The 18463-nt window shown below is 69.5% G+C and carries 16 protein-coding genes and 5 tRNA genes; 10 read left to right on the forward strand and 11 right to left on the reverse strand.

All coding sequences use genetic code 11. The annotated features are described in order from the left end of the window. The first annotated feature begins 37 nt into the window (after positions 1-37). Entirely contained in the window at positions 38-682 is a 645-nt protein-coding gene (locus ACZ6D7_RS29865; protein ID WP_469497274.1) for a MerR family transcriptional regulator, read from the forward strand. A 70-nt stretch (positions 683-752) separates the two neighbouring features. On the opposite strand, the gene ACZ6D7_RS29870 is transcribed toward ACZ6D7_RS29865, so the two are convergent. From ACZ6D7_RS29870 to ACZ6D7_RS29895, 6 genes are all read right to left on the reverse strand, one after another. Then, positions 753-825 (reverse strand) — tRNA-Glu (locus ACZ6D7_RS29870). A gap of 28 nt (positions 826-853) precedes the next feature. Beyond that, positions 854-925 (reverse strand) — tRNA-Gln (locus tag ACZ6D7_RS29875). Positions 926-944: 19 nt separating this feature from the next. Then, positions 945-1017: transfer RNA gene (locus tag ACZ6D7_RS29880), tRNA-Glu, on the reverse strand. 29 nt (positions 1018-1046) lie between these two features. Continuing rightward, positions 1047-1119: transfer RNA gene (locus ACZ6D7_RS29885), tRNA-Glu, on the reverse strand. A 39-nt stretch (positions 1120-1158) separates the two neighbouring features. Then, positions 1159-1230 (reverse strand) — tRNA-Gln (locus tag ACZ6D7_RS29890). Positions 1231-1321: 91 nt separating this feature from the next. Continuing rightward, positions 1322-2053: an HAD family hydrolase gene (locus ACZ6D7_RS29895; protein WP_469497277.1), complete on the reverse strand. Its 732-nt coding sequence runs from the start codon at positions 2051-2053 to the stop codon at positions 1322-1324. A 37-nt stretch (positions 2054-2090) separates the two neighbouring features. Between ACZ6D7_RS29895 and ACZ6D7_RS29900 the strand changes: the two genes are divergently transcribed. Beyond that, entirely contained in the window at positions 2091-2375 is a 285-nt protein-coding gene (locus tag ACZ6D7_RS29900) for a hypothetical protein (RefSeq protein WP_469497280.1), read from the forward strand. 60 nt (positions 2376-2435) lie between these two features. Here the strand turns inward: ACZ6D7_RS29900 and gltX are convergent, their stop codons facing one another. From gltX to ACZ6D7_RS29915, 3 genes are all read right to left on the reverse strand, one after another. Next, a complete protein-coding gene (gene gltX / locus ACZ6D7_RS29905; RefSeq protein ID WP_469497283.1) occupies positions 2436-3920 on the reverse strand; it encodes a glutamate--tRNA ligase in 1485 nt (494 codons plus the stop codon). Beyond that, entirely contained in the window at positions 3913-4698 is a 786-nt protein-coding gene (locus tag ACZ6D7_RS29910) for a fumarylacetoacetate hydrolase family protein (protein ID WP_469497286.1), read from the reverse strand. The genes gltX and ACZ6D7_RS29910 overlap by 8 nt, the downstream gene beginning before the upstream one ends. A gap of 200 nt (positions 4699-4898) precedes the next feature. Next, complete coding sequence (locus tag ACZ6D7_RS29915; RefSeq protein WP_469497289.1) at positions 4899-5087, reverse strand: hypothetical protein; 189 nt, start codon at positions 5085-5087, stop codon at positions 4899-4901. A gap of 603 nt (positions 5088-5690) precedes the next feature. Here ACZ6D7_RS29915 and ACZ6D7_RS29920 point away from each other — a divergent pair. The 8 genes from ACZ6D7_RS29920 (at position 5691) to ACZ6D7_RS29955 (ending at position 16255) form a co-directional block, all read left to right on the forward strand. Further along, the gene (locus ACZ6D7_RS29920; protein ID WP_469497292.1) at positions 5691-9440 is read left to right on the forward strand and encodes a nitrate- and nitrite sensing domain-containing protein; all 3750 of its coding nucleotides are present in this window, start codon (positions 5691-5693) and stop codon (positions 9438-9440) included. A gap of 9 nt (positions 9441-9449) precedes the next feature. After that, positions 9450-9863: a roadblock/LC7 domain-containing protein gene (locus ACZ6D7_RS29925; RefSeq protein ID WP_003973453.1), complete on the forward strand. Its 414-nt coding sequence runs from the start codon at positions 9450-9452 to the stop codon at positions 9861-9863. A 113-nt stretch (positions 9864-9976) separates the two neighbouring features. Next, positions 9977-10375, forward strand: coding sequence for a DUF742 domain-containing protein (locus ACZ6D7_RS29930; RefSeq protein ID WP_009190816.1), 399 nt, complete (start codon positions 9977-9979; stop codon positions 10373-10375). Next, positions 10356-10931 (forward strand): GTP-binding protein, encoded by a 576-nt coding sequence (locus ACZ6D7_RS29935; RefSeq protein ID WP_054239771.1) that lies wholly within the window; start codon positions 10356-10358, stop codon positions 10929-10931. Before ACZ6D7_RS29930 ends, ACZ6D7_RS29935 begins: the two co-directional genes overlap by 20 nt. Positions 10932-11307: 376 nt before the next feature. Then, positions 11308-14586 (forward strand): nitrate- and nitrite sensing domain-containing protein, encoded by a 3279-nt coding sequence (locus tag ACZ6D7_RS29940; RefSeq protein ID WP_469497297.1) that lies wholly within the window; start codon positions 11308-11310, stop codon positions 14584-14586. 10 nt (positions 14587-14596) lie between these two features. Then, a complete protein-coding gene (locus ACZ6D7_RS29945; RefSeq protein ID WP_007384910.1) occupies positions 14597-15010 on the forward strand; it encodes a roadblock/LC7 domain-containing protein in 414 nt (137 codons plus the stop codon). Between the two features lie 95 nt (positions 15011-15105). Then, complete coding sequence (locus ACZ6D7_RS29950) at positions 15106-15693, forward strand: DUF742 domain-containing protein (RefSeq protein WP_469497302.1); 588 nt, start codon at positions 15106-15108, stop codon at positions 15691-15693. Then, complete coding sequence (locus tag ACZ6D7_RS29955) at positions 15674-16255, forward strand: GTP-binding protein (RefSeq protein WP_071369867.1); 582 nt, start codon at positions 15674-15676, stop codon at positions 16253-16255. The genes ACZ6D7_RS29950 and ACZ6D7_RS29955 overlap by 20 nt, the downstream gene beginning before the upstream one ends. Before the next feature lie 166 nt (positions 16256-16421). On the opposite strand, the gene ACZ6D7_RS29960 is transcribed toward ACZ6D7_RS29955, so the two are convergent. Next, positions 16422-16616 (reverse strand): acyl-CoA carboxylase subunit epsilon, encoded by a 195-nt coding sequence (locus tag ACZ6D7_RS29960; protein WP_469497305.1) that lies wholly within the window; start codon positions 16614-16616, stop codon positions 16422-16424. A gap of 57 nt (positions 16617-16673) precedes the next feature. Further along, positions 16674-18266, reverse strand: a complete 1593-nt coding sequence (locus tag ACZ6D7_RS29965) for an acyl-CoA carboxylase subunit beta (protein WP_469497308.1) — start codon at positions 18264-18266, stop codon at positions 16674-16676. Between the last annotated feature and the right edge of the window lie 197 nt (positions 18267-18463).

Raw genomic sequence — 18463 nt, forward strand, 5'->3', positions numbered from 1 at the left:
CTTGGACAGTGCCGCTAACCAAGGAGGGCCGCAAGGGATGCGACTGGCCGAACTCAGCGAACGCAGCGGGGTCTCCACGGCGACGATCAAGTACTACCTGCGCGAGGGCCTGTTGCCGCCGGGACGCCAGGTCAACGCGACGACCGCCGAGTACGACGAGGAGCATCTGCGCCGGCTGCGGCTGGTGCGGGCGATGATCCAGGTGGGCCGGATTCCGGTGGCGACGGTCCGCGAGGTGCTCGGGCACGTCGACGACGACTCCCTGGGCCGTACGATCCGCCTCGGCGCGGCCCTGTGGGCACTGCCACAGGTTCCGGAGCCGGACGCGGAGGACGAGCACGTCCGGGCCGCGCAGACCGAGGCCGACGACCTGCTGCGGACCCTGGGCTGGACGAACGCCCGCCTGCTGACCAGCATCTCCCCCGCCTACCGCTCCCTGGTGGTGGCGGTGGCCGCGCTGCGCCGCCTCGGCTACGACTGGGACGCCGAACTCCTCGCCTCCTACGCCCGGTTGATGCACCGGGCCGCCGTCTTGGACCTGGACTTCGTGGAGACGCGGGAGTCGGAGCCGGAACGCATCGAGACCGCCGTACTGGGCGCGATCCTGATCGAGCCGATGCTCCGGTCCCTGCACCGCCTGGCCCAGGAGGAGGAGTCGGCCCGGCGGTACGGCTTCGAGTGAGCGGGGAAAGCCCGAAGGGGCCGGGAATGCCGAAGGGCCCCCACCGAAGTGGAGGCCCTGTCGGACTGTGTACCCCCGACCGGATTCGAACCGGCGCTACCGCCTTGAGAGGGCGGCGTGCTAGGCCGCTACACAACGGGGGCGTGGACACTGCGTTTCCGCAGGCCCGAGCTGGTCTACCTGGACTCGAACCAAGACTAACTGAACCAGAATCAGTCGTGCTGCCAATTACACCATAGACCAATGTGGTTTAGACCAGTCGTACCCCCGACCGGATTCGAACCGGCGCTACCGCCTTGAGAGGGCGGCGTGCTAGGCCGCTACACAACGGGGGCCCTAGCGATCCCGAGTTGATCGAGATCAGTACCCCCGACCGGATTCGAACCGGCGCTACTGCCTTGAGAGGGCAGCGTGCTAGGCCGCTACACAACGGGGGCTTTGTGGATGTTCTCCACGGCGCGGATAAGCTCCGCGAGCTGGCCTACCTGGACTCGAACCAAGACTAACTGAACCAGAATCAGTCGTGCTGCCAATTACACCATAGGCCACTGGAACGCAAACCCTGGAGGGGATCTTGTTCTAGTTCGCTCCCCCGGTTTCCGGCCTTTCGGCCCGCTCCCCGGCGGCGCAGGAAGAACATTACCCGAAGGTGGACTGGGCTCCAAAACGGGTATCCGGGCCGAGGATCGCGGGCAGTTCGGCGAGGGTCGCGATCCGGTGCCGCCCGGGCGTCACCTCGACGGTCGCCGTACCGCCGTAGCGATCGATCCACACCGAGAGCAGGCCTGCGTCGGCGGCGCCCCGGCCGTCGATCTCCGGGTGATCGCCGACGTACGCCACTTGGTGCGGGAACAGCTCCAGGGCGTCGCAGGCCGCGAGGAAGGCGGCGGCCTCCGGCTTGGACACCCCCAGCTCCGCCGCGCACAGGATGGTCTCGAAGCGGTCGTGCACCCCGAGGACGCGCAGCTTGTGGTCCTGGACGGTCAGGCTGGAGTTGGAGAGCACCGCGTGCCGGTGGCTGGCGGCGAGGGCGTCGAGCACGGGCAGGACGTCCGGGAACAGCGCCCAGGCCGCCTCGTAGTGCGCGAGGTAGCGCCGGAACCAGTTCTCGGCCTCGTCGTCGGTCATCTCCGCGCCCAGGAAGACCCGCACCCGGTCCCGCCGCTGCTCCTCGAAGGAGACCTCCCCGGCGGCGAAGCGCGCCCACTGCTGGTCGGTGACCTCCCGCCAGCGGTCGAGGGCCTGTTCCGGAGTGCCGTACCCGCCCAGCAGCCCCTCGGCGGTGAGATGCGACCGCATGCCCTCGCGGTCCGCGGTCGTGTAGTCGAAGAGGGTGTCGTCCACGTCCCAGACCACGGCGCGAATGCTCATGTCTCCGACGGTATCGCGGGCTGGCACACTGAAGGGCATGAGCGAGTACCGAGTTCAGTTCACCCTTGAGGCACGGGCGGCATATGACACCCTGCCCGGCTCGCGCCAGGTTCAGCTGGACAGGGCCGTGCGGATACTGGCTCGTGACCCGTTCCGCAAGGCCTCGACCGCACCGCTGGGCCCGGACGAAAACCTGCGCAAGGCATATGTGGCCCCTGGCGTGATGCTGGAGTACGTGGTCGCGGGTGCGATCATGGTCGTCGTCGTGGTCTGGATCTTCGACGAGACCCACTACTTGATCGACGAGGACGACGCCGTCTGAGGCGGACGGCGTGAGGGGCGGCACCCGGAGTCCGGGTGCCGCCCCTCACGCGTGTGCGGGCTAGGCCGACAATGTCGCCAGTGCCGCGTCGATCCGCGTCAGCGTCCGCTCCTTGCCCAGGATCTCCAGGGACTCGAAGAGGGGGAGGCCGACGGTGCGGCCGGTGACGGCCACGCGGACCGGGGCCTGGGCCTTGCCGAGCTTGAGGCCGTGGGCCTCGCCGGCGGCCAGGACGGCCTCCTTCAGGGACTCCGCCGAGGTCCAGTCGGCGGACTCCAGCTTCTCGCGGGCCGTGCGGAGCAGGTCGGCTGCGCCCTCCTTCATCGCCTTCGTCCACGACGCCTCGTCGGAGACCGGCTCCGGGAGGAAGAGGAAGTCGACGTTGTCGGTGATCTCCGAGAGGACCTTGAGGCGGGTCTGGGCGTGCGGGGCGATCGCCTGCCACTTCGTCTCGTCGAAGTCCTCCGGCGCCCAGGGGGCGACCGGGGCCTTCAGCCAGGGGGCGCAGCGCTCGGTGAAGTCCTTCACGTCCAGCATGCGGATGTGGTCGGCGTTGATCGCCTCGCACTTCTTCAGGTCGAAGCGCGCCGGGTTGGGGTTGACGTCCCCGATCTCGAAGGCCGCGACCATCTCGGCCGTCGTGAAGATGTCCCGGTCGGCGGAGAGCGACCAGCCGAGCAGCGAGAGGTAGTTGAGCAGGCCCTCGGGGAGGAAGCCGCGCTCCCGGTAGAGGTTGAGGGAGGACTCCGGGTCGCGCTTGGACAGCTTCTTGTTGCCCTCGCCCATGACGTACGGGAGGTGACCGAAGGCGGGGGTCCCCTTGGCGATGCCCAGTTCGATCAGTGCCTTGTACAGCGCGATCTGCCGCGGCGTCGACGACAGCAGGTCCTCGCCGCGCAGGACGTGGGTGATCTCCATCAGGGCGTCGTCGACCGGGTTGACCAGGGTGTAGAGGGGCGCCCCGTTGGCGCGGACGATCCCGTAGTCCGGGACGTTCTCCGGGGTGAACGTCAGCTCGCCGCGGACCAGGTCCGTGAAGGTGATCGTCTCGTCGGGCATGCGGAAGCGGACGATCGGGGCGCGGCCCTGGGCCCGGTACTCCTCGACCTGCGCCTCGGTCAGGTCGCGGCAGTGGCCGTCGTAGCCGGACGGCTTGCCGGCGGCGCGGGCGGCCTCGCGGCGGGTGTCCAGCTCCTCCTGGGAGCAGTAGCAGTGGTAGGCGTGGCCGGCGTCCAGGAGCTTCGCGGCGACGTCCTTGTAGAGGTCCATCCGCTGCGACTGGCGGTACGGCGCGTGCGGGCCGCCGATCTCGGGGCCCTCGTCCCAGTCGAAGCCGAGCCAGCGCATCGCGTCCAGCAGCTGGTTGTACGAGTCCTCGGAGTCGCGGGCCGCGTCGGTGTCCTCGATGCGGAAGACCAGGGTGCCCTGGTGGTGCTTGGCGAACGCCCAGTTGAACAGGGCGGTGCGGACCAGGCCCACGTGCGGGTTACCGGTGGGCGAGGGGCAGAAACGGACACGGACTGCTGGGGCGGATGCGCTAGCCACGCTTGACAACCTTGTTGGTGAGAGTGCCGATGCCTTCGATGGTGACGGCGACCTCGTCGCCGACAGCCAGGGGGCCGACCCCTGCCGGGGTGCCCGTGAGGATGACGTCGCCGGGGAGCAGCGTCATGGCCTCGGTGATGTTGACGATCAGATCCTCGATCGAGTGGATCATGTCGCTGGTGCGGCCGAGCTGGCGTTGTTCGCCGTTGACCGTGAGCTGGATCGTGAGATCGGACGCCGTCGCGAGGTCGAGGTCCGTCTCCACCCAGGGGCCGAGCGGGCAGGAGCTGTCGAAGCCCTTGGCCCGCGCCCACTGCTTCTCGCGCTTCTGGACGTCGCGGGCGGTGACGTCGTTGGCGCAGGTGAAGCCGAAGACGACGTCCGCCACGCGCTCGCGCGGGACCTCGCGGCACATCCGGCCGATGACCACGGCGAGTTCCGCCTCGTGGTGCAGTTCCTGCGAGAAGGGCGGGTACTGGATCTCGTCGCCGGGGCCGATCACGGAGGTGGACGGCTTGAAGAAGGCGAACGGGGCGTCCGGCACCTCGTTGCCCAGCTCCTTCGCGTGCTCGGCGTAGTTGCGGCCGAAGGCCACGACCTTGCTGGGCAGCACGGGCGGGAGCAGCCGGACCTTGCTCAGCGGCACCTTAGTGCCGGAGAGCTGGAATTCCGCGAAGGGGATGCCCTTGATGATGTCGAGGACGAGTTCGTCCGGCTTGTCGCCCTCGACCGCGCCGAAGGCGACGTTCCCGTCGATGGAGAACCTGGCGATGCGCACGGGTTGGTTGGCCCCTTGACTGAGCTGGCTGGAGTGTGACGCTCCAGGCTAACGCGGAAGGGCGCCCCCGGCCGGGGACGCCCTTGACATCCGTGGGCGGCCGCCTTGAGCAATCGGCGACCTTCACCCGTATCTCCACGTGAAGATCTCGTGGAACCCCGTGGAACCTTGGTGGATCCGTGGGGATCTTCTCGGCAGATCTACTCCGCGAGGGCCGCCGCGACCGGGGCCTCCATGAGGATGGTGCGCTTGGGGTTGGCAGTCTGGGCCGGCAGGTCGACGGAGTGCTCCGGCTGCTCCGGGAGCCGCAGGTCGTCGGCGTCCTTGAGGTGCGCCAGCGTGGTGCGCCGCGGGTTGGCGATCTTGTGGAACATCGTCGTCGTCTTCACTGTTGTACGTGACCCTGTCGTGTCCGGGCGCCGGGAGGACCGGGGAAGGGCTCTCACACAGGCGCGGCTTGTCGGATTTGCCAATTCTGTAAAGCGTCAGGCTAAGCACGCGATTCCCCGGGAACGCGTGAAGGTCTCATGATCAGCGTGTGAGTTTGCTCACGAATCAACGGCCAAAGCGGTCAATTCCGACCCTGGGGTGACCGTAATGAAACGGACATTCGCCCCCTGAAGCCCTCATTCCGCTCCTGATCATGGCGACTGGGACACGTGCCACCTCTCGGCGCTTCGCACCCTTATGCCTGCTTTATACGGGATCACTTTCTACGTCCCGTAACGTGGCCCTCACATGCTGTCACGCATGTCACAGCCCGGCCAACACACCTTGTTGGAGATCCGGCACTGTGCTGGAATCTCACGGACCGCCGCAGGATCGAGCCGGCGCACAGGGGGCGCACACGCGCCTAGTGGCGGCGAGATAGGGGGATCCGGCGCCGGTATTTCACGACCACCCGAGGGACGTAATTCAGGGCGTCCCTCAACACGCCGACACCGTCCTTCCGTTCACCCGGAAGGGCGCCTGGTCCAGAGGTTGCGACGCTAGTGCAGGGACGATTCAAGAGGGATGGCAGTGCTTCGGCGGAGCCGGAGCCGCACGGCGGGACCGACCGCGGTTCCTCGCCCCAGCACGCCCAGAACCCGGGCCCGGCCCCGTCCGGCGACGGCGGTGAGCGCCCAGGGCGCCCCGGCGCGGCCGTGTCACCGAGCCTCCCCCCGACTCCGACGGTGAAGCCTTCGGCCGGCCCCCCCGGCCCCGGCTCGCGTGTGGCGCTGCGCAACTGGCGCATCTCCACCCGCCTGGTGGCGCTGCTGACGCTCCCGGTGGTCGCGGCCACCTCGCTGGGCGCCCTGCGCATCAACCAGTCCATGGACGACATCCAGCAGCTCGACAACATGAAGCTGCTGACGGACATGACCAAGCAGGCCACCGAGCTCGCCGTCGCCCTCCAGGAGGAGCGCGACCGCTCGGCCGGCCCGCTGGCGCACGGCGCGAAGGCGACCGACTTCGGTGTCAAGGGCTACCGAGTCAAGACCGACCGCGCGCTGAGCGCCTTCCAGGACGCCTCCGAGGAGATCAACGACGCCTCCACGGACGGCAACCTCCAGGGCGTCCGCGACAGCCTCGTGGGTCTGCTCAGCGAGCTGGCCAACATCCAGAAGGTCCGCTCCAACGCCTACGCGGAGAAGCGCAACGCGATGCAGACGGTGGACGCCTACCACCGCCTCATCACCAACCTGCTCGACCTCTCGCAGGACATGGCGCAGGCCACCTCCAACCCGGAGATGATCCAGCGCACCCGTGCGCTGGCCGCGTTCTCCACCGCCAAGGAGTGGGCCTCCGTCGAGCGCGCCGTGCTCGCCTCGGCGCTGCCCGCGAACAACAACACCTACGGCGACCTCTCCGAGAACGACCGCCAGTACGGCGCCTCCGCGCTGGAGAACGAGGCGTCCGAGCTCGCGAGCTTCCGCAGCATCTACGGCGACGACGGCGCCGAGGAACTGCTGAAGCCCATCCAGCAGGGCAACCCGGTCATCGAGGAGTCCGACACCTACGCCACCCGCGCGCTCACCTCCTCCTCGGGTCTGACCTCGCTGGACCAGCGCTCCTACCAGGACTGGGTCGACGACAGCACGACCAAGATCCGGCAGATGAACAACATCGAGCACACGCTGCTCGAGGACATGGAGCAGAAGGCGCGTGAGCTGCGCGCCGAGTCGGAGCGCGAAGCGATCATCTCCGGTGCGCTCATCCTGCTCGTGCTCGGTGTGTCGCTGGTCGGCGCGTTCGTCGTCGCCCGGTCCATGATCCGCTCGCTGCGCCGCCTCCAGGAGACCGCCACCAAGGTCGCCCAGGACCGCCTGCCCGAGCTGGTCAAGCAGCTCTCCGAGTCCGACCCGCAGGACGTCGACACGTCCGTGGAGTCGGTCGGTGTGCACTCCAAGGACGAGATCGGCCAGGTGGCCGCGGCCTTCGACGACGTGCACCGCGAGGCGGTCCGCCTCGCCGCCGAGCAGGCCCTCCTGCGGGGCAACGTCAACGCGATGTTCACCAACCTCTCGCGCCGCTCCCAGGGTCTGATCCAGCGCCAGCTGTCGCTGATCTCCGAGCTGGAGTCCCGCGAGGCCGACCCGGACCAGCTGTCCTCGCTGTTCAAGCTCGACCACCTCGCCACCCGTATGCGCCGTAACGGTGAGAACCTCCTCGTCCTCGCGGGTGAAGAGCCCGGCCGCCGCTGGACCCGCCCGGTCCCGCTGGTCGACGTGCTCCGCGCCGCCGCGTCCGAGGTGGAGCAGTACGAGCGCATCGAGCTGGCCTCCGTGCCGACCACCGAAGTGGCCGGCCGGGTCGTCAACGACCTCGTGCACCTCCTCGCCGAGCTGCTGGAGAACGCCACGTCGTTCTCCTCGCCGCAGACCAAGGTCAAGGTCACCGGTCACGCGCTGCCCGACGGCCGCGTCCTGATCGAGATCCACGACACCGGTATCGGCCTCTCCCCCGAGGACCTCGCCGCGATCAACGAGCGGCTCGCCTCGCCGCCCACCGTGGACGTGTCGGTCTCCCGACGCATGGGCCTCTTCGTGGTCGGTCGTCTGTCGCAGCGCCACGGCATCCGCATCCAGCTGCGCCCGTCCGACTCCGGTGGTACGACCGCGCTGGTCATGCTGCCCGTGGACGTCGCCCAGGGCGGCAAGAAGCCCCAGCCCAAGCCCGGTCAGGGCGGCGGTGCGGGCGGTCCAGCCGCCGCGCAGGCCGCCGCGGGCGCGGCCGCCGCGCGTCGCCAGAACGGTTCGCAGAACGGTGCGCAGGGCGGTGCCCTCGGCGCCGGTGCGCCGACCGGTGGCGGTGCCCTGGGCGCCGGTTCCGGCAACGGTGGCCGGCTCGCCGCCGGTCAGGGTCCCCGGGCCGCGCTGCCCGGCCGGGACGGCGGTGGCCGCCCCGGCGGCAACCCGCCGCGCGGCCAGCAGCCGCCGGCCGCTCCGCAGCAGGGCCGTCCGGCTCCGGCCGGCGCGGGCGCCGGGTTCGGCGGCCAGGCCCAAGGCTCGACGCAGGGTCTCCAGTCGGCCGGTTCCGGTGCGCAGGGCATGGACATGTTCGGCGGCGGGCGTCCGCCGCAGCGCGGCAACAAGCCCGAGCAGGGCGGCCGCGGCCGTCAGCCGCAGCTGCCGCCGCGCGGTGGTCCGCGCGCCGAGCTGCCCGGCGGCAACCCACAGCCGCGCGTGACCAGCTGGGGCGACGAGAACGCCCAGCCGCCGGTGCCGCGCACCCCGCTGGACGCCCCGCGCGGCCACGAGGAGCCGGACGTCCAGCAGACCTCGCGCATGCCGCGGATCGACGACCGCCAGGGTCCCGGTGCCACCTCGGAGATGCCGGCGATCCCCCGGATCGACGAGCGCCAGGGTCCGGCCGGTCCCGCCGACTTCGCCCGTCCCGACCTGACCGGTCCGCAGAACACGGGCCAGTTCCAGCGTCCGGGCACGAACGGCCAGCATGCCTCCAACGGCTTCACCCGCTCCGACGTCTTCGGCTCCGCGAACGGCCAGAACGGTCAGCACGGCCAGAACGGCCAGAACGGTCACCACGCCCAGGCGAACCCGAACCAGTTCGCGGCTCCCCAGGCATACGACAACGGCTCCACCGGACAGTTCGCCGCGCCCGGCTACGACGGCTCCTCCACCGGACAGCACGCGCTGCCCGGCCACCAGGACCCGTCCTCCACCGGTCAGTTCGAGCGTCCGCAGCTCAACGGGTCGGGTGGCTACGGTCTGCCGCAGCCGCCGGTCCCGCCGCGTCCCGCCGGGCGCCCCGAGCCGGAGGCACTGCCGCCGGCCGCGGGTCCGGGCGACGGACGCACCCCGCTGTACGACACGCTGGAGACCAACTGGTTCCACGGCGGTCCGCAGGCGGGTGGTCAGGCTCCGGCGCCGCAGGCTCCGCAGCAACACCAGCAGCCGCAGGCTCCGGCTGCTCCGCAGCGGCCCGCAGCGGCCACCGGCGCCTCCTGGCGCACGTCACCCAACGACGAGCTGGTCCGGCAGGCCGAGCGCGTCCGGCAGCCCGCCGCGGGCGGCGTCACCACCTCAGGCCTGCCGCGCCGGGTACCCCGGGCGAACCTCGTCCCGGGCACGGCTCAGCAGCAACAGCACCAAACCGGTCCGCAGGTCTCGCGTGCGCCTGACGACGTACGTGGCCGGCTGACCAATCTCCGTCGGGGCATCGCACAGGGTCGACAGGCCGGCAACGGCCCGCAGACCGGCAGTTTCCCGAGCCCCACTCACCCGCAGGAGCGTTAGTTGAGCCAGATGAGCCAGGCGGCCCAGAACCTGAACTGGTTGATCACCAACTTTGTGGACAACACCCCTGGGGTGTCCCACACCGTCGTCGTGTCCGCCGACGGGCTTCTGCTCGCGATGTCCGAGGGCTTCCCGCGCGACCGTGCCGACCAACTGGCGGCCGTCGCGTCCGGGCTCACCTCACTCACGGCCGGTGCCTCCCGGATCTTCGAGGGAGGCAACGTGGCCCAGACCGTGGTCGAGATGGAACGAGGATTCCTCTTCCTCATGTCCGTCTCGGACGGTTCGTCTCTCGCCGTGCTGGCGCACCCCGAGTGCGACATCGGTCTGGTGGGTTACGAGATGGCGCTCCTTGTCGACCGTGCCGGCGCGGTGCTCACGCCCGACCTGCGCGCCGAGCTCCAGGGCAGTCTGCTCCACTGACCCGCCCCAGTACCACCCGCCTCACGAAATCACCGTCCGGCCGACACAAACCCCCCACCGGCCTCGACGGACGGCACGACCGACCGAGAAATGCTGTCCCGCCCGGAGGATTCATGACCCCGCCCACCGCCCATCATGATCCGTACGCGGAGCCGTACGGGGATGAGGGCGACCAGCCGCTGGTGCGTCCGTACGCGATGACCGGTGGCCGGACCCGGCCGCGCTATCAGCTCGCCATCGAGGCGCTGATCAGCACCACGGCCGACCCGGCAGCGCTCATGGGGCTGCTCCCGGAGCACCAGCGCATCTGTCATCTGTGCCGTGAGGTGAAGTCGGTCGCCGAGGTCTCGGCGCTGCTGGCCATGCCGCTCGGTGTGGCGCGGATCCTGGTGGCGGACCTCGCCGAGGCCGGCCTGGTGGCCATTCACCAGCCGGGCGGCGACGAGAACAACGGTGGCGCTCCTGACGTGACGCTGCTCGAAAGGGTGCTCAGTGGACTTCGCAAGCTCTGACGGAGGCCGGGCGACCACCTCCGCGAAGATCGTGGTGGCGGGTGGCTTCGGCGTGGGCAAGACCACGTTCGTGGGCGCCGTCTCCGAGATCAACCCGCTGCGCACGGAGGCCGTGATGACGTCCGCGAGCGCGGGCATCGACGACCTCACCCACACCGGGGACAAGACCACCACCACGGTGGCGATGGACTTCGGCCGTATCACGCTGGACCAGGACCTGATCCTGTACCTGTTCGGTACGCCGGGCCAGGACCGCTTCTGGTTCATGTGGGACGACCTGGTGCGCGGCGCCATCGGCGCGATCGTGCTGGTGGACACCCGCCGGCTCGCCGACTGCTTCCCCGCCGTCGACTACTTCGAGAACAGCGGTCTGCCGTTCGTCGTGGCCCTCAACGGCTTCGACGGCTCGCAGCCCTACCAGCCGGAAGAAGTGCGCGAGGCGCTCCAGATCGGGCCGGACACCCCGATCATCACCACGGACGCCCGGCACCGCTCCGACGCCAAGAGTGCGCTGATCACTCTGGTGGAACATGCGTTGATGGCACGGTTGCGGTAACTTTCAAACAGCCTGTGCCGTACGGCAGTTGTCGTAGACACCTCGGAGCCGACTGTGGCCTTTGACACGGTCGGCTCCGGTGTTCATAACGTTTCGGCAGAGGAATCCGGTGGTACCGCCACGCGTCGCGGTCACTTGGTCTCGCTGTGCGCACGAAAGCCCCGTCTTTTGGCGGGGCTCGTTCTTTTTGACCGTTTTATCTAGGGCTTACATCACAGCGAACCGGCACTTCTCACTGTTTGGAAGAGCGCAGGTCGTCATGCTGGAATGCCTGAACTGCCCAATAGTCAATGACGTACTCATGGTCGATGGCTGACCGGGCTCTGAGACACTGCGGCACGACGAAGGTGCCGACCGCCGAGAGGTTGTTGGTCGAGTGAGGCGAAGCAAGAAAAGTCCCGAGCCTACGGCCCGGGGCAACTTCACCCCGCCGCCGCGCGGAGCGGCGACCGCCCCTGTACCGGGATCGGAGCCGACGGCCGCACCGGCCAAGAGCGGTGGCCGTCTCTCCCCCCGCAACTGGCGGGTGCCCACCAGGCTGAACGCGATCCTGCTCATACCCGTGCTGGTCGGCCTTGTCATGGGCGGCTTCCAGGTGAAGAGCTCGATCGACACCTGGCAGGAGGCCGAGGACGCGCAGAACACCGCCCGCGTGGTGCAGGCCGCCCTGGCCTACGGCGACGCGCTGTACAAGGAGCGCGACGTCAGCGCCGCGCCGCTCCTCGCGGGCAAGACCGAAGACGACACCGTCGCCGCGGCCCGCAAGGACACCGACGCCGCTGCCACCGCCTTCGACGAGGCCGCCCAGAACATGCCGGCCAAGGCCGGTCTGGAGCGCCGTCTGGATCTGTTCCGCGAGGCGGAGAAGAAGCTCTCGGCGATCCGCGCCGCCGCGTACACCTCGAAGCTCCCCGGTGTGCAGACCGAGGAGGGCTACACCGCGGTCGCCCACCCGCTCATGGAGTTCTCCAACGAGCTGGGCCTGGGCACCGGAAACATCACCTCCTACGGCCGTACGGTCTACGCGATCTCGCTGACCAAGGCGGCGATGTCGCTGGAGCGCTCGATCGGCATGCACCTGCTGATCTCGCCCGGTCCGAAGGACACCGACTTCGCCAAGCAGCGGGTCGCCCTCTCCTCGTACGCCTACCTCGAGGGCATCGCCATCGAGGAGTACAAGGGCGGCGGCACCGAGGCCGACGCGCAGAAGCTGGTCGACGCCGAGACCGACATCAAGACCCAGGCCACCGCCTACGCCGCCGAGCAGAAGCAGAAGGACGACGACTACGTACCGCCGCCGTCCAACCCGAGCGTCATGGTCGCCGCCATCTCCACGATGAAGAGCACCTCGGGCGTCGAGCGGGCCGGTCTGGAGCAGGTCGGCATCAGCAAGGAGAACTGGTGGGCGGTCACCACGCTGAAGTACGACGCGTACCGCCAGATCGAGTCGGACATGGCCGACAAGGCGGTGACGGAGGCCTCTGACATCGCCTCCGACGCCAAGACCTCCGCGATCGTCACCGGTGCCGCCGTCGTGGTCGCCCTGCTGCTGGCGTTCATCCTCGCCGGTGCGGTGGCCCGTCAGATGTCCCGCGCGATGCGCCAGCTGCGCAACGCCGCCTTCGGCATCGCCGAGCAGCGCCTGCCGATGCTGGTCGACCAGCTCTCCCGCACCGACCCCGGCCGGGTCGACACCCGGGTGGCCCCGATCCCGATCACCACCACGGACGAGATCGGCGAGGTCGCCCGCGCCTTCGACCAGGTCCACCGCGAGGCGGTCCGACTGGCCGCCGAGCAGGCCCTGCTGCGGGGCAACATCAACGCGATCTTCACCAACCTCTCGCGCCGCAACCAGTCCCTGATCGAGGGCCAGCTGACCCTGATCACCGACCTGGAGAACAACGAGGCCGACCCGGACCAGCTGGAGAACCTCTTCCGTCTGGACCACCTCGCGACCCGTATGCGCCGCAACGGCGAGAACCTCCTGGTCCTCGCCGGCGAGGAGCCCGGCCGCCGCTGGGACCAGCCGGTCCCGCTGGTCGACGTGCTGCGCGCCGCCTCCTCCGAGGTGGAGCAGTACGAGCGCATCGAGCTGTCGGGCGTCCCGGAGGCCGAGATCCACGGCCGCGCCGTGACCGACCTCGTGCACCTGCTCGCCGAGCTGCTGGAGAACGCCACGACGTTCTCCTCCCCGCAGACCAAGGTTCGAGTGACCGCCACCCGTCTCCCCGACGGTCGGGTCATGATCGAGATCCACGACAAGGGCATCGGCCTCACCGCCGAGGACTTCGCGGACATCAACCACAAGCTGGCCAACCCGCCGACCGTGGACGCCGCGATCTCCCAGCGCATGGGCCTCTTCGTGGTCGGCCGGCTGTCCGACCGGCACGGCATCCGCGTCCAGCTGCGCCCCTCGGGCGAGCAGGCCGGCACCACCTCGCTGGTCATGCTCCCGGACGCCATCACCCACGGTGGCGGCGGCGAGCACCAGCCCGACCGCGACGAGTTCACCGTCTCGCAGATCATCCCGGAGCAGCAGGTCCCCGGCGAGGACTTCAACAACGGCCTGCCGATGCGCACCGCCGCCGAGCTGGGCTTCGACGACAGCCAGTACGAGGTTCCGGACGACCTGCGCGACCTGGACCCGGTCGGCCGCTCCCTGATGCGCGAGGAGCGCCGGGCGTCCCTGGACCCCCAGGGCGGCCAGCCGCAGCAGGGCCACGAGACCCCGTCGTACGGCGAGGGCTTCGACGCCCCCCGCGGGCAGCAGGCGTTCGAGCCCGGACAGCCCACGCAGAACGGCTACGAGGCGGCCCGCAACGGCTACGCCGAGGCGCCCGCCGCGTTCGACGGGTCCAACGGCCGTACGGCGTACGAGGAGCAGCAGCAGGCTCCGTACGAGGAGCAGCAGCGCCCGGCGTACGACGACCAGTACTTCGCGCCGAACGGCGGCCACCCGCAGAACGACACGTTCGCGGCCAACGGCGGCTACCCGGACCCCGCGTATACGGAGCCGGCCCAGGAGGAGCGCGCCCCGGCGCACACCGCCGCGGGCGAGGGCTACCCGTCGTACGAGGAGCAGTCCTACCAGGACGACTGGCCGCAGCAGAACGGTTTCCAGAACGGCTACCCGGACCAGTACGCTCCGGAAGCGGAATCGACGAAGGCCGCTGACGCGAGTGAGCAGGACCGCGTAGGCTTCGACCGTCCGGGACCGGCTCCCTCCGCCGCCCACGCGCTGACCGACGCCGGACTGCCCCGCCGCGGGTCCGCCGCGGCGAGCGGTTCGAACGGCGCCGCACGGCCCGCGAACCGCGAGACCGCGCCGGCCCCCACCTCGCAAGCGAGCAACGGCGACAGCGGCTGGCAGTCGGCCAACGACGCGCGCTGGCAGCAGGCCTCCTCGCTGAGGAAGCCGAAGGCGGGCGGGGTCACCTCCTCCGGTCTGCCGCGGCGGGTACCCAAGGCCAACCTGGTCGAGGGTGCCGCCGAGACCACCCCTCAGGGAGGCCCCCAGGTCTCCCGCGCCCCGGAGGACGTCCGAGGCAGGTTGAGCAACCTGCGTCGGGGTGTCCAGCGCGGACGCAACGCAGGCAGCAGTGAAACGAACGGCCAGGGCTTCGGTCCTGACAGCACCTACAACCAGGAGCGTTAGTGTGAGCCCGATGAGCCAGGCGGCACAGAACCTGAACTGGTTGATCACCAACTTCGTGGACAACACCCCGGGGGTGTCCCACACGGTGGTGGTCTCCGCCGACGGACTCCTTCTGGCGATGTCCGAAGGCTTCCCCCGCGACCGCGCCGACCAGCTCGCGGCCGTCGCCTCCGGCCTGACGTCACTGACGGCAGGCGCCTCCCGGATCTTCGAGGGAGGGGCCGTGAACCAGACGGTTGTGGAGATGGAGCGGGGATTCCTGTTCATCATGTCCGTATCCGACGGTTCCTCGCTCGCGGTACTGGCACACCCGGAGGCGGACATCGGCCTCATTGGGTACGAGATGGCCCTCCTGGTGGACCGAGCCGGCTCGGTCCTGACGCCCGATCTTCGTGCGGAGCTCCAAGGGAGCCTTCTCAACTAACAGACGGACGGTGCGTTTTGGCGTCCCGAGGCCGTAGGGTTTCGGGACGCGGCTCCACGTGATGGGTGCCAGGCACAGTCGGAGGAGGAGAGAAAGTGGCAACACCCCCAGGCGGTTCGAATTCGGGCAACTGGTCGTACGGCCCTGCCCAGGGCCAGGGCGACGGTTCCCAGAACCCGAACCGTTACAACTTCCCCTCCGCTCCCAGCCAGCAGCGGCCGTACATGCCCCAGGGGCCGCAGGGCCCGGGGCCGTCCCCGTACGACCAGCCGTCGGCTCCGCGTATCCAGCCCGTGCAGCCGCAGCGCCGCACCCCCGAGCCGGCGCCTGCCGGGGCGTCGAACAACCCCCTGGTGCGTCCGTACGCCATGACCGGCGGACGGACCCGCCCGCGCTACCAGCTCGCCATCGAGGCGCTGGTGCACACCACTGCGCAGCCGCACCAGATGCAGGGCCAACTGCCCGAGCATCAGCGGATCTGCAATCTGTGCCGTGAGATCAAGTCGGTGGCCGAGATCTCGGCCCTCCTGACCATCCCTCTCGGCGTGGCCAGGATCCTCGTCGCCGACTTGGCGGAGGCGGGACTGGTCGCCATCCATCAGCCCGGCGGCGACGAGAACGCCGGCGGCCAGCCAGACGTGACACTGCTCGAAAGGGTGCTCAGTGGACTTCGCAAGCTCTAGCGGCGGTCCTTCCCGCTCCACCACCTCAGCAAAGATCGTGGTGGCGGGTGGCTTCGGCGTGGGCAAGACCACGTTCGTCGGGGCCGTCTCGGAGATCAACCCGCTGCGTACCGAGGCTGTGATGACGTCCGCGTCAGCGGGCATCGACGACCTCACCCACACCGGAGACAAGACCACCACCACGGTCGCCATGGACTTCGGCCGTATCACCCTGGACCAGGACCTGATCCTGTACCTCTTCGGTACGCCCGGCCAGGACCGCTTCTGGTTCATGTGGGACGACCTGGTGCGCGGCGCCATCGGCGCGATCGTGCTGGTGGACACCCGCCGGCTCGCCGACTGCTTCCCCGCCGTCGACTACTTCGAGAACAGCGGTCTCCCCTTCGTGATCGCCCTCAACGGCTTCGACGGCAACCAGCCCTACCAGCCGGACGAGGTCCGCGAGGCGCTCCAGATCGGCCCCGACACGCCGATCATCACCACGGACGCCCGCCACCGCGCGGACGCGAAGTCGGCGCTGATCACCCTCGTGGAGCACGCCCTGATGGCGCGCCTGCGGTAGCCGGACCCGCGGCCACCGAGCTGCCCCGAACGGCCGTAGGCCGTCCGCGGGCAGTCGGTGGCCTCTCGCGCGGCTCCCCGCGCTCCCTTTGCCTCTTTGTCCTTTGTCCCTCGGGACACGAAGAAGGGCCCCTCTTCCCAGAGGGGCCCTTCTTCGTCGTACAGGCTCAGCGCCAGCTGTGGGGGGCGCGGAAGCCACCCTCGCGCTCGAGGCGGCGCCAGCCCGCCTTGACGCGCCCACGGTGGGCGGAGGTCGGCTCGGAGGTGCGGGCGGCCGCGCGCGCCACGAGGATCGCCGTGATGGCGGCGACTTCCTCGGGCTCGGCGTGGCCCTTCTCGACGCGGATGTCGGGAGTGTTCATGGGTGTCAGTCTCCGTGGATGAGGTTTCCGCAGGGGTACCGCGAAGGATCCGCCGGGTTACTGCGGGGGATTGCCGTGCTTGCGCGACGGCAGGTCGGCGTGCTTGGACTGGAGCATCGCCAGGGAGCGGACGAGGACCTCGCGGGTCTCGGCAGGGTCGATGACGTCGTCGACCAGGCCGCGCTCGGCCGCGTAGTAGGGGTGCATCAGCTCGGACTTGTACTCCTTGACCATGCGGGCCCGCATGGCCTCGGGGTCCTCCGCCTCTGCGATCTGACGCCGGAAGATGACGTTGGCGGCACCTTCGGCGCCCATCACGGCGATCTCGTTCGTCGGCCAGGCGTAGGTGAGGTCGGCGCCGATGGACTGGCTGTCCATGACGATGTAGGCACCGCCGTAGGCCTTCCGCAGGATCAGTGAGATCCGGGGCACGGTCGCGTTGCAGTAGGCGTAGAGGAGCTTCGCGCCGTGGCGGATGATTCCACCGTGCTCCTGATCGACGCCGGGCAGGAAGCCGGGTACGTCCAAAAGGGTGATGATCGGGATGTTGAAGGCGTCGCACATCTGGACGAAGCGCGCGGCCTTCTCCGACGCCTCGATGTCCAGCACGCCGGCCAGCGACTGGGGCTGGTTGGCGACGATGCCGACGGCCCGGCCGTCCAGGCGGGCGAGCGCGCAGATGATGTTGCGCGCCCAGCGCTCGTGGACCTCCACGTACTCGCCGTCGTCGACGATCTCCTCGATGACCTTGGTCATGTCGTACGGCCGGTTGCCGTCCGCCGGGACCAGGTCGAGCAGGACGTCGCCGCGGCGGTCGGCCGGGTCGCTCGACTCGACGCGCGGGGGGTTCTCGCGGTTGTTCTGCGGGAGCAGCGACAGGAGGTAGCGCACCTCCGCGATGCAGGTCTCCTCGTCGTCGTACGCGAAGTGGCAGACGCCGGAGGTCTCGGCGTGCACGTCGGCGCCACCGAGGCCGTTCTGGGTGATCTCCTCGCCGGTGACCGCCTTGACGACGTCGGGGCCGGTGATGAACATCTGCGAGGTCTCGCGGACCATGAAGACGAAGTCGGTGAGGGCGGGGCTGTAGGCCGCGCCGCCCGCACACGGGCCGAGCATCACGGAGATCTGCGGGATCACACCGGACGCCCGGGTGTTGCGCTGGAAGATGCCGCCGTAGCCGGCGAGGGCGGAGACGCCCTCCTGGATCCGGGCACCGGCGCCGTCGTTCAGCGACACCAGCGGGGCCCCGGCCGCGATGGCCATGTCCATGATCTTGTGGATCTTGGTGGCGTGGGCCTCGCCCAGCGCGCCGCCGAAGATCCGGAAGTCGTGGGCGTAGACGAAGACCGTGCGGCCCTCCACCGTGCCCCAGCCGGTGATGACACCGTCGGTGAACGGCTTCTTGGCCTCCAGGCCGAAGCCGGTCGCGCGGTGCCGGCGCAGCTGCTCGACCTCCTGGAAGGAACCCGGGTCCAGGAGCAGCTCGATGCGCTCCCGGGCGGTGAGCTTGCCCTTGGCGTGCTGCGCCTGGGTGGCCTTCTCGCTCGGACCGGCCAGAGCCTGAGCACGGATCTCGTGCAGCTCGGCCACGCGGCCTCGCGCGTCCGTGGGCTCGGTCGGCTCGCCCGTCGTCTCTTCCAAAACGGTCATGTAGCGACCTTACGAAGCGCACCAAGGAAAGCGAGACGTCGACTCCGTACAGTCTCCGGCGCGTTTTCCTGGTACCCCTGAACAGAACCGGGGCGGCATGCAGCCGTTCCGACTGCTCAGAGGGCCTGGCCGTTGTGGAGGTCCGACAAAGGGCGGGGGTGAGATCCGCTTCACATCCGGACGGGCGGCGGATCGGC

This window comes from Streptomyces sp. NPDC041784, assembly GCF_055591025.1.

Bases quoted from the DNA above. Each gene is read 5' to 3' on its own strand.
- ACZ6D7_RS29865 (WP_469497274.1), top strand. From the start codon at position 38: ATGCGACTGGCCGAACTCAGCGAACGCAGCGGGGTCTCCACGGCGACG.
- ACZ6D7_RS29895 (WP_469497277.1), bottom strand. From the start codon at position 2,053: ATGAGCATTCGCGCCGTGGTCTGGGACGTGGACGACACCCTCTTCGAC.
- ACZ6D7_RS29900 (WP_469497280.1), top strand. From the start codon at position 2,091: ATGAGCGAGTACCGAGTTCAGTTCACCCTTGAGGCACGGGCGGCATAT.
- ACZ6D7_RS29925 (WP_003973453.1), top strand. From the start codon at position 9,450: ATGAGCCAGGCGGCCCAGAACCTGAACTGGTTGATCACCAACTTTGTG.
- ACZ6D7_RS29930 (WP_009190816.1), top strand. From the start codon at position 9,977: ATGACCCCGCCCACCGCCCATCATGATCCGTACGCGGAGCCGTACGGG.
- ACZ6D7_RS29945 (WP_007384910.1), top strand. From the start codon at position 14,597: ATGAGCCAGGCGGCACAGAACCTGAACTGGTTGATCACCAACTTCGTG.
- ACZ6D7_RS29960 (WP_469497305.1), bottom strand. From the start codon at position 16,616: ATGAACACTCCCGACATCCGCGTCGAGAAGGGCCACGCCGAGCCCGAG.
- ACZ6D7_RS29965 (WP_469497308.1), bottom strand. From the start codon at position 18,266: ATGACCGTTTTGGAAGAGACGACGGGCGAGCCGACCGAGCCCACGGAC.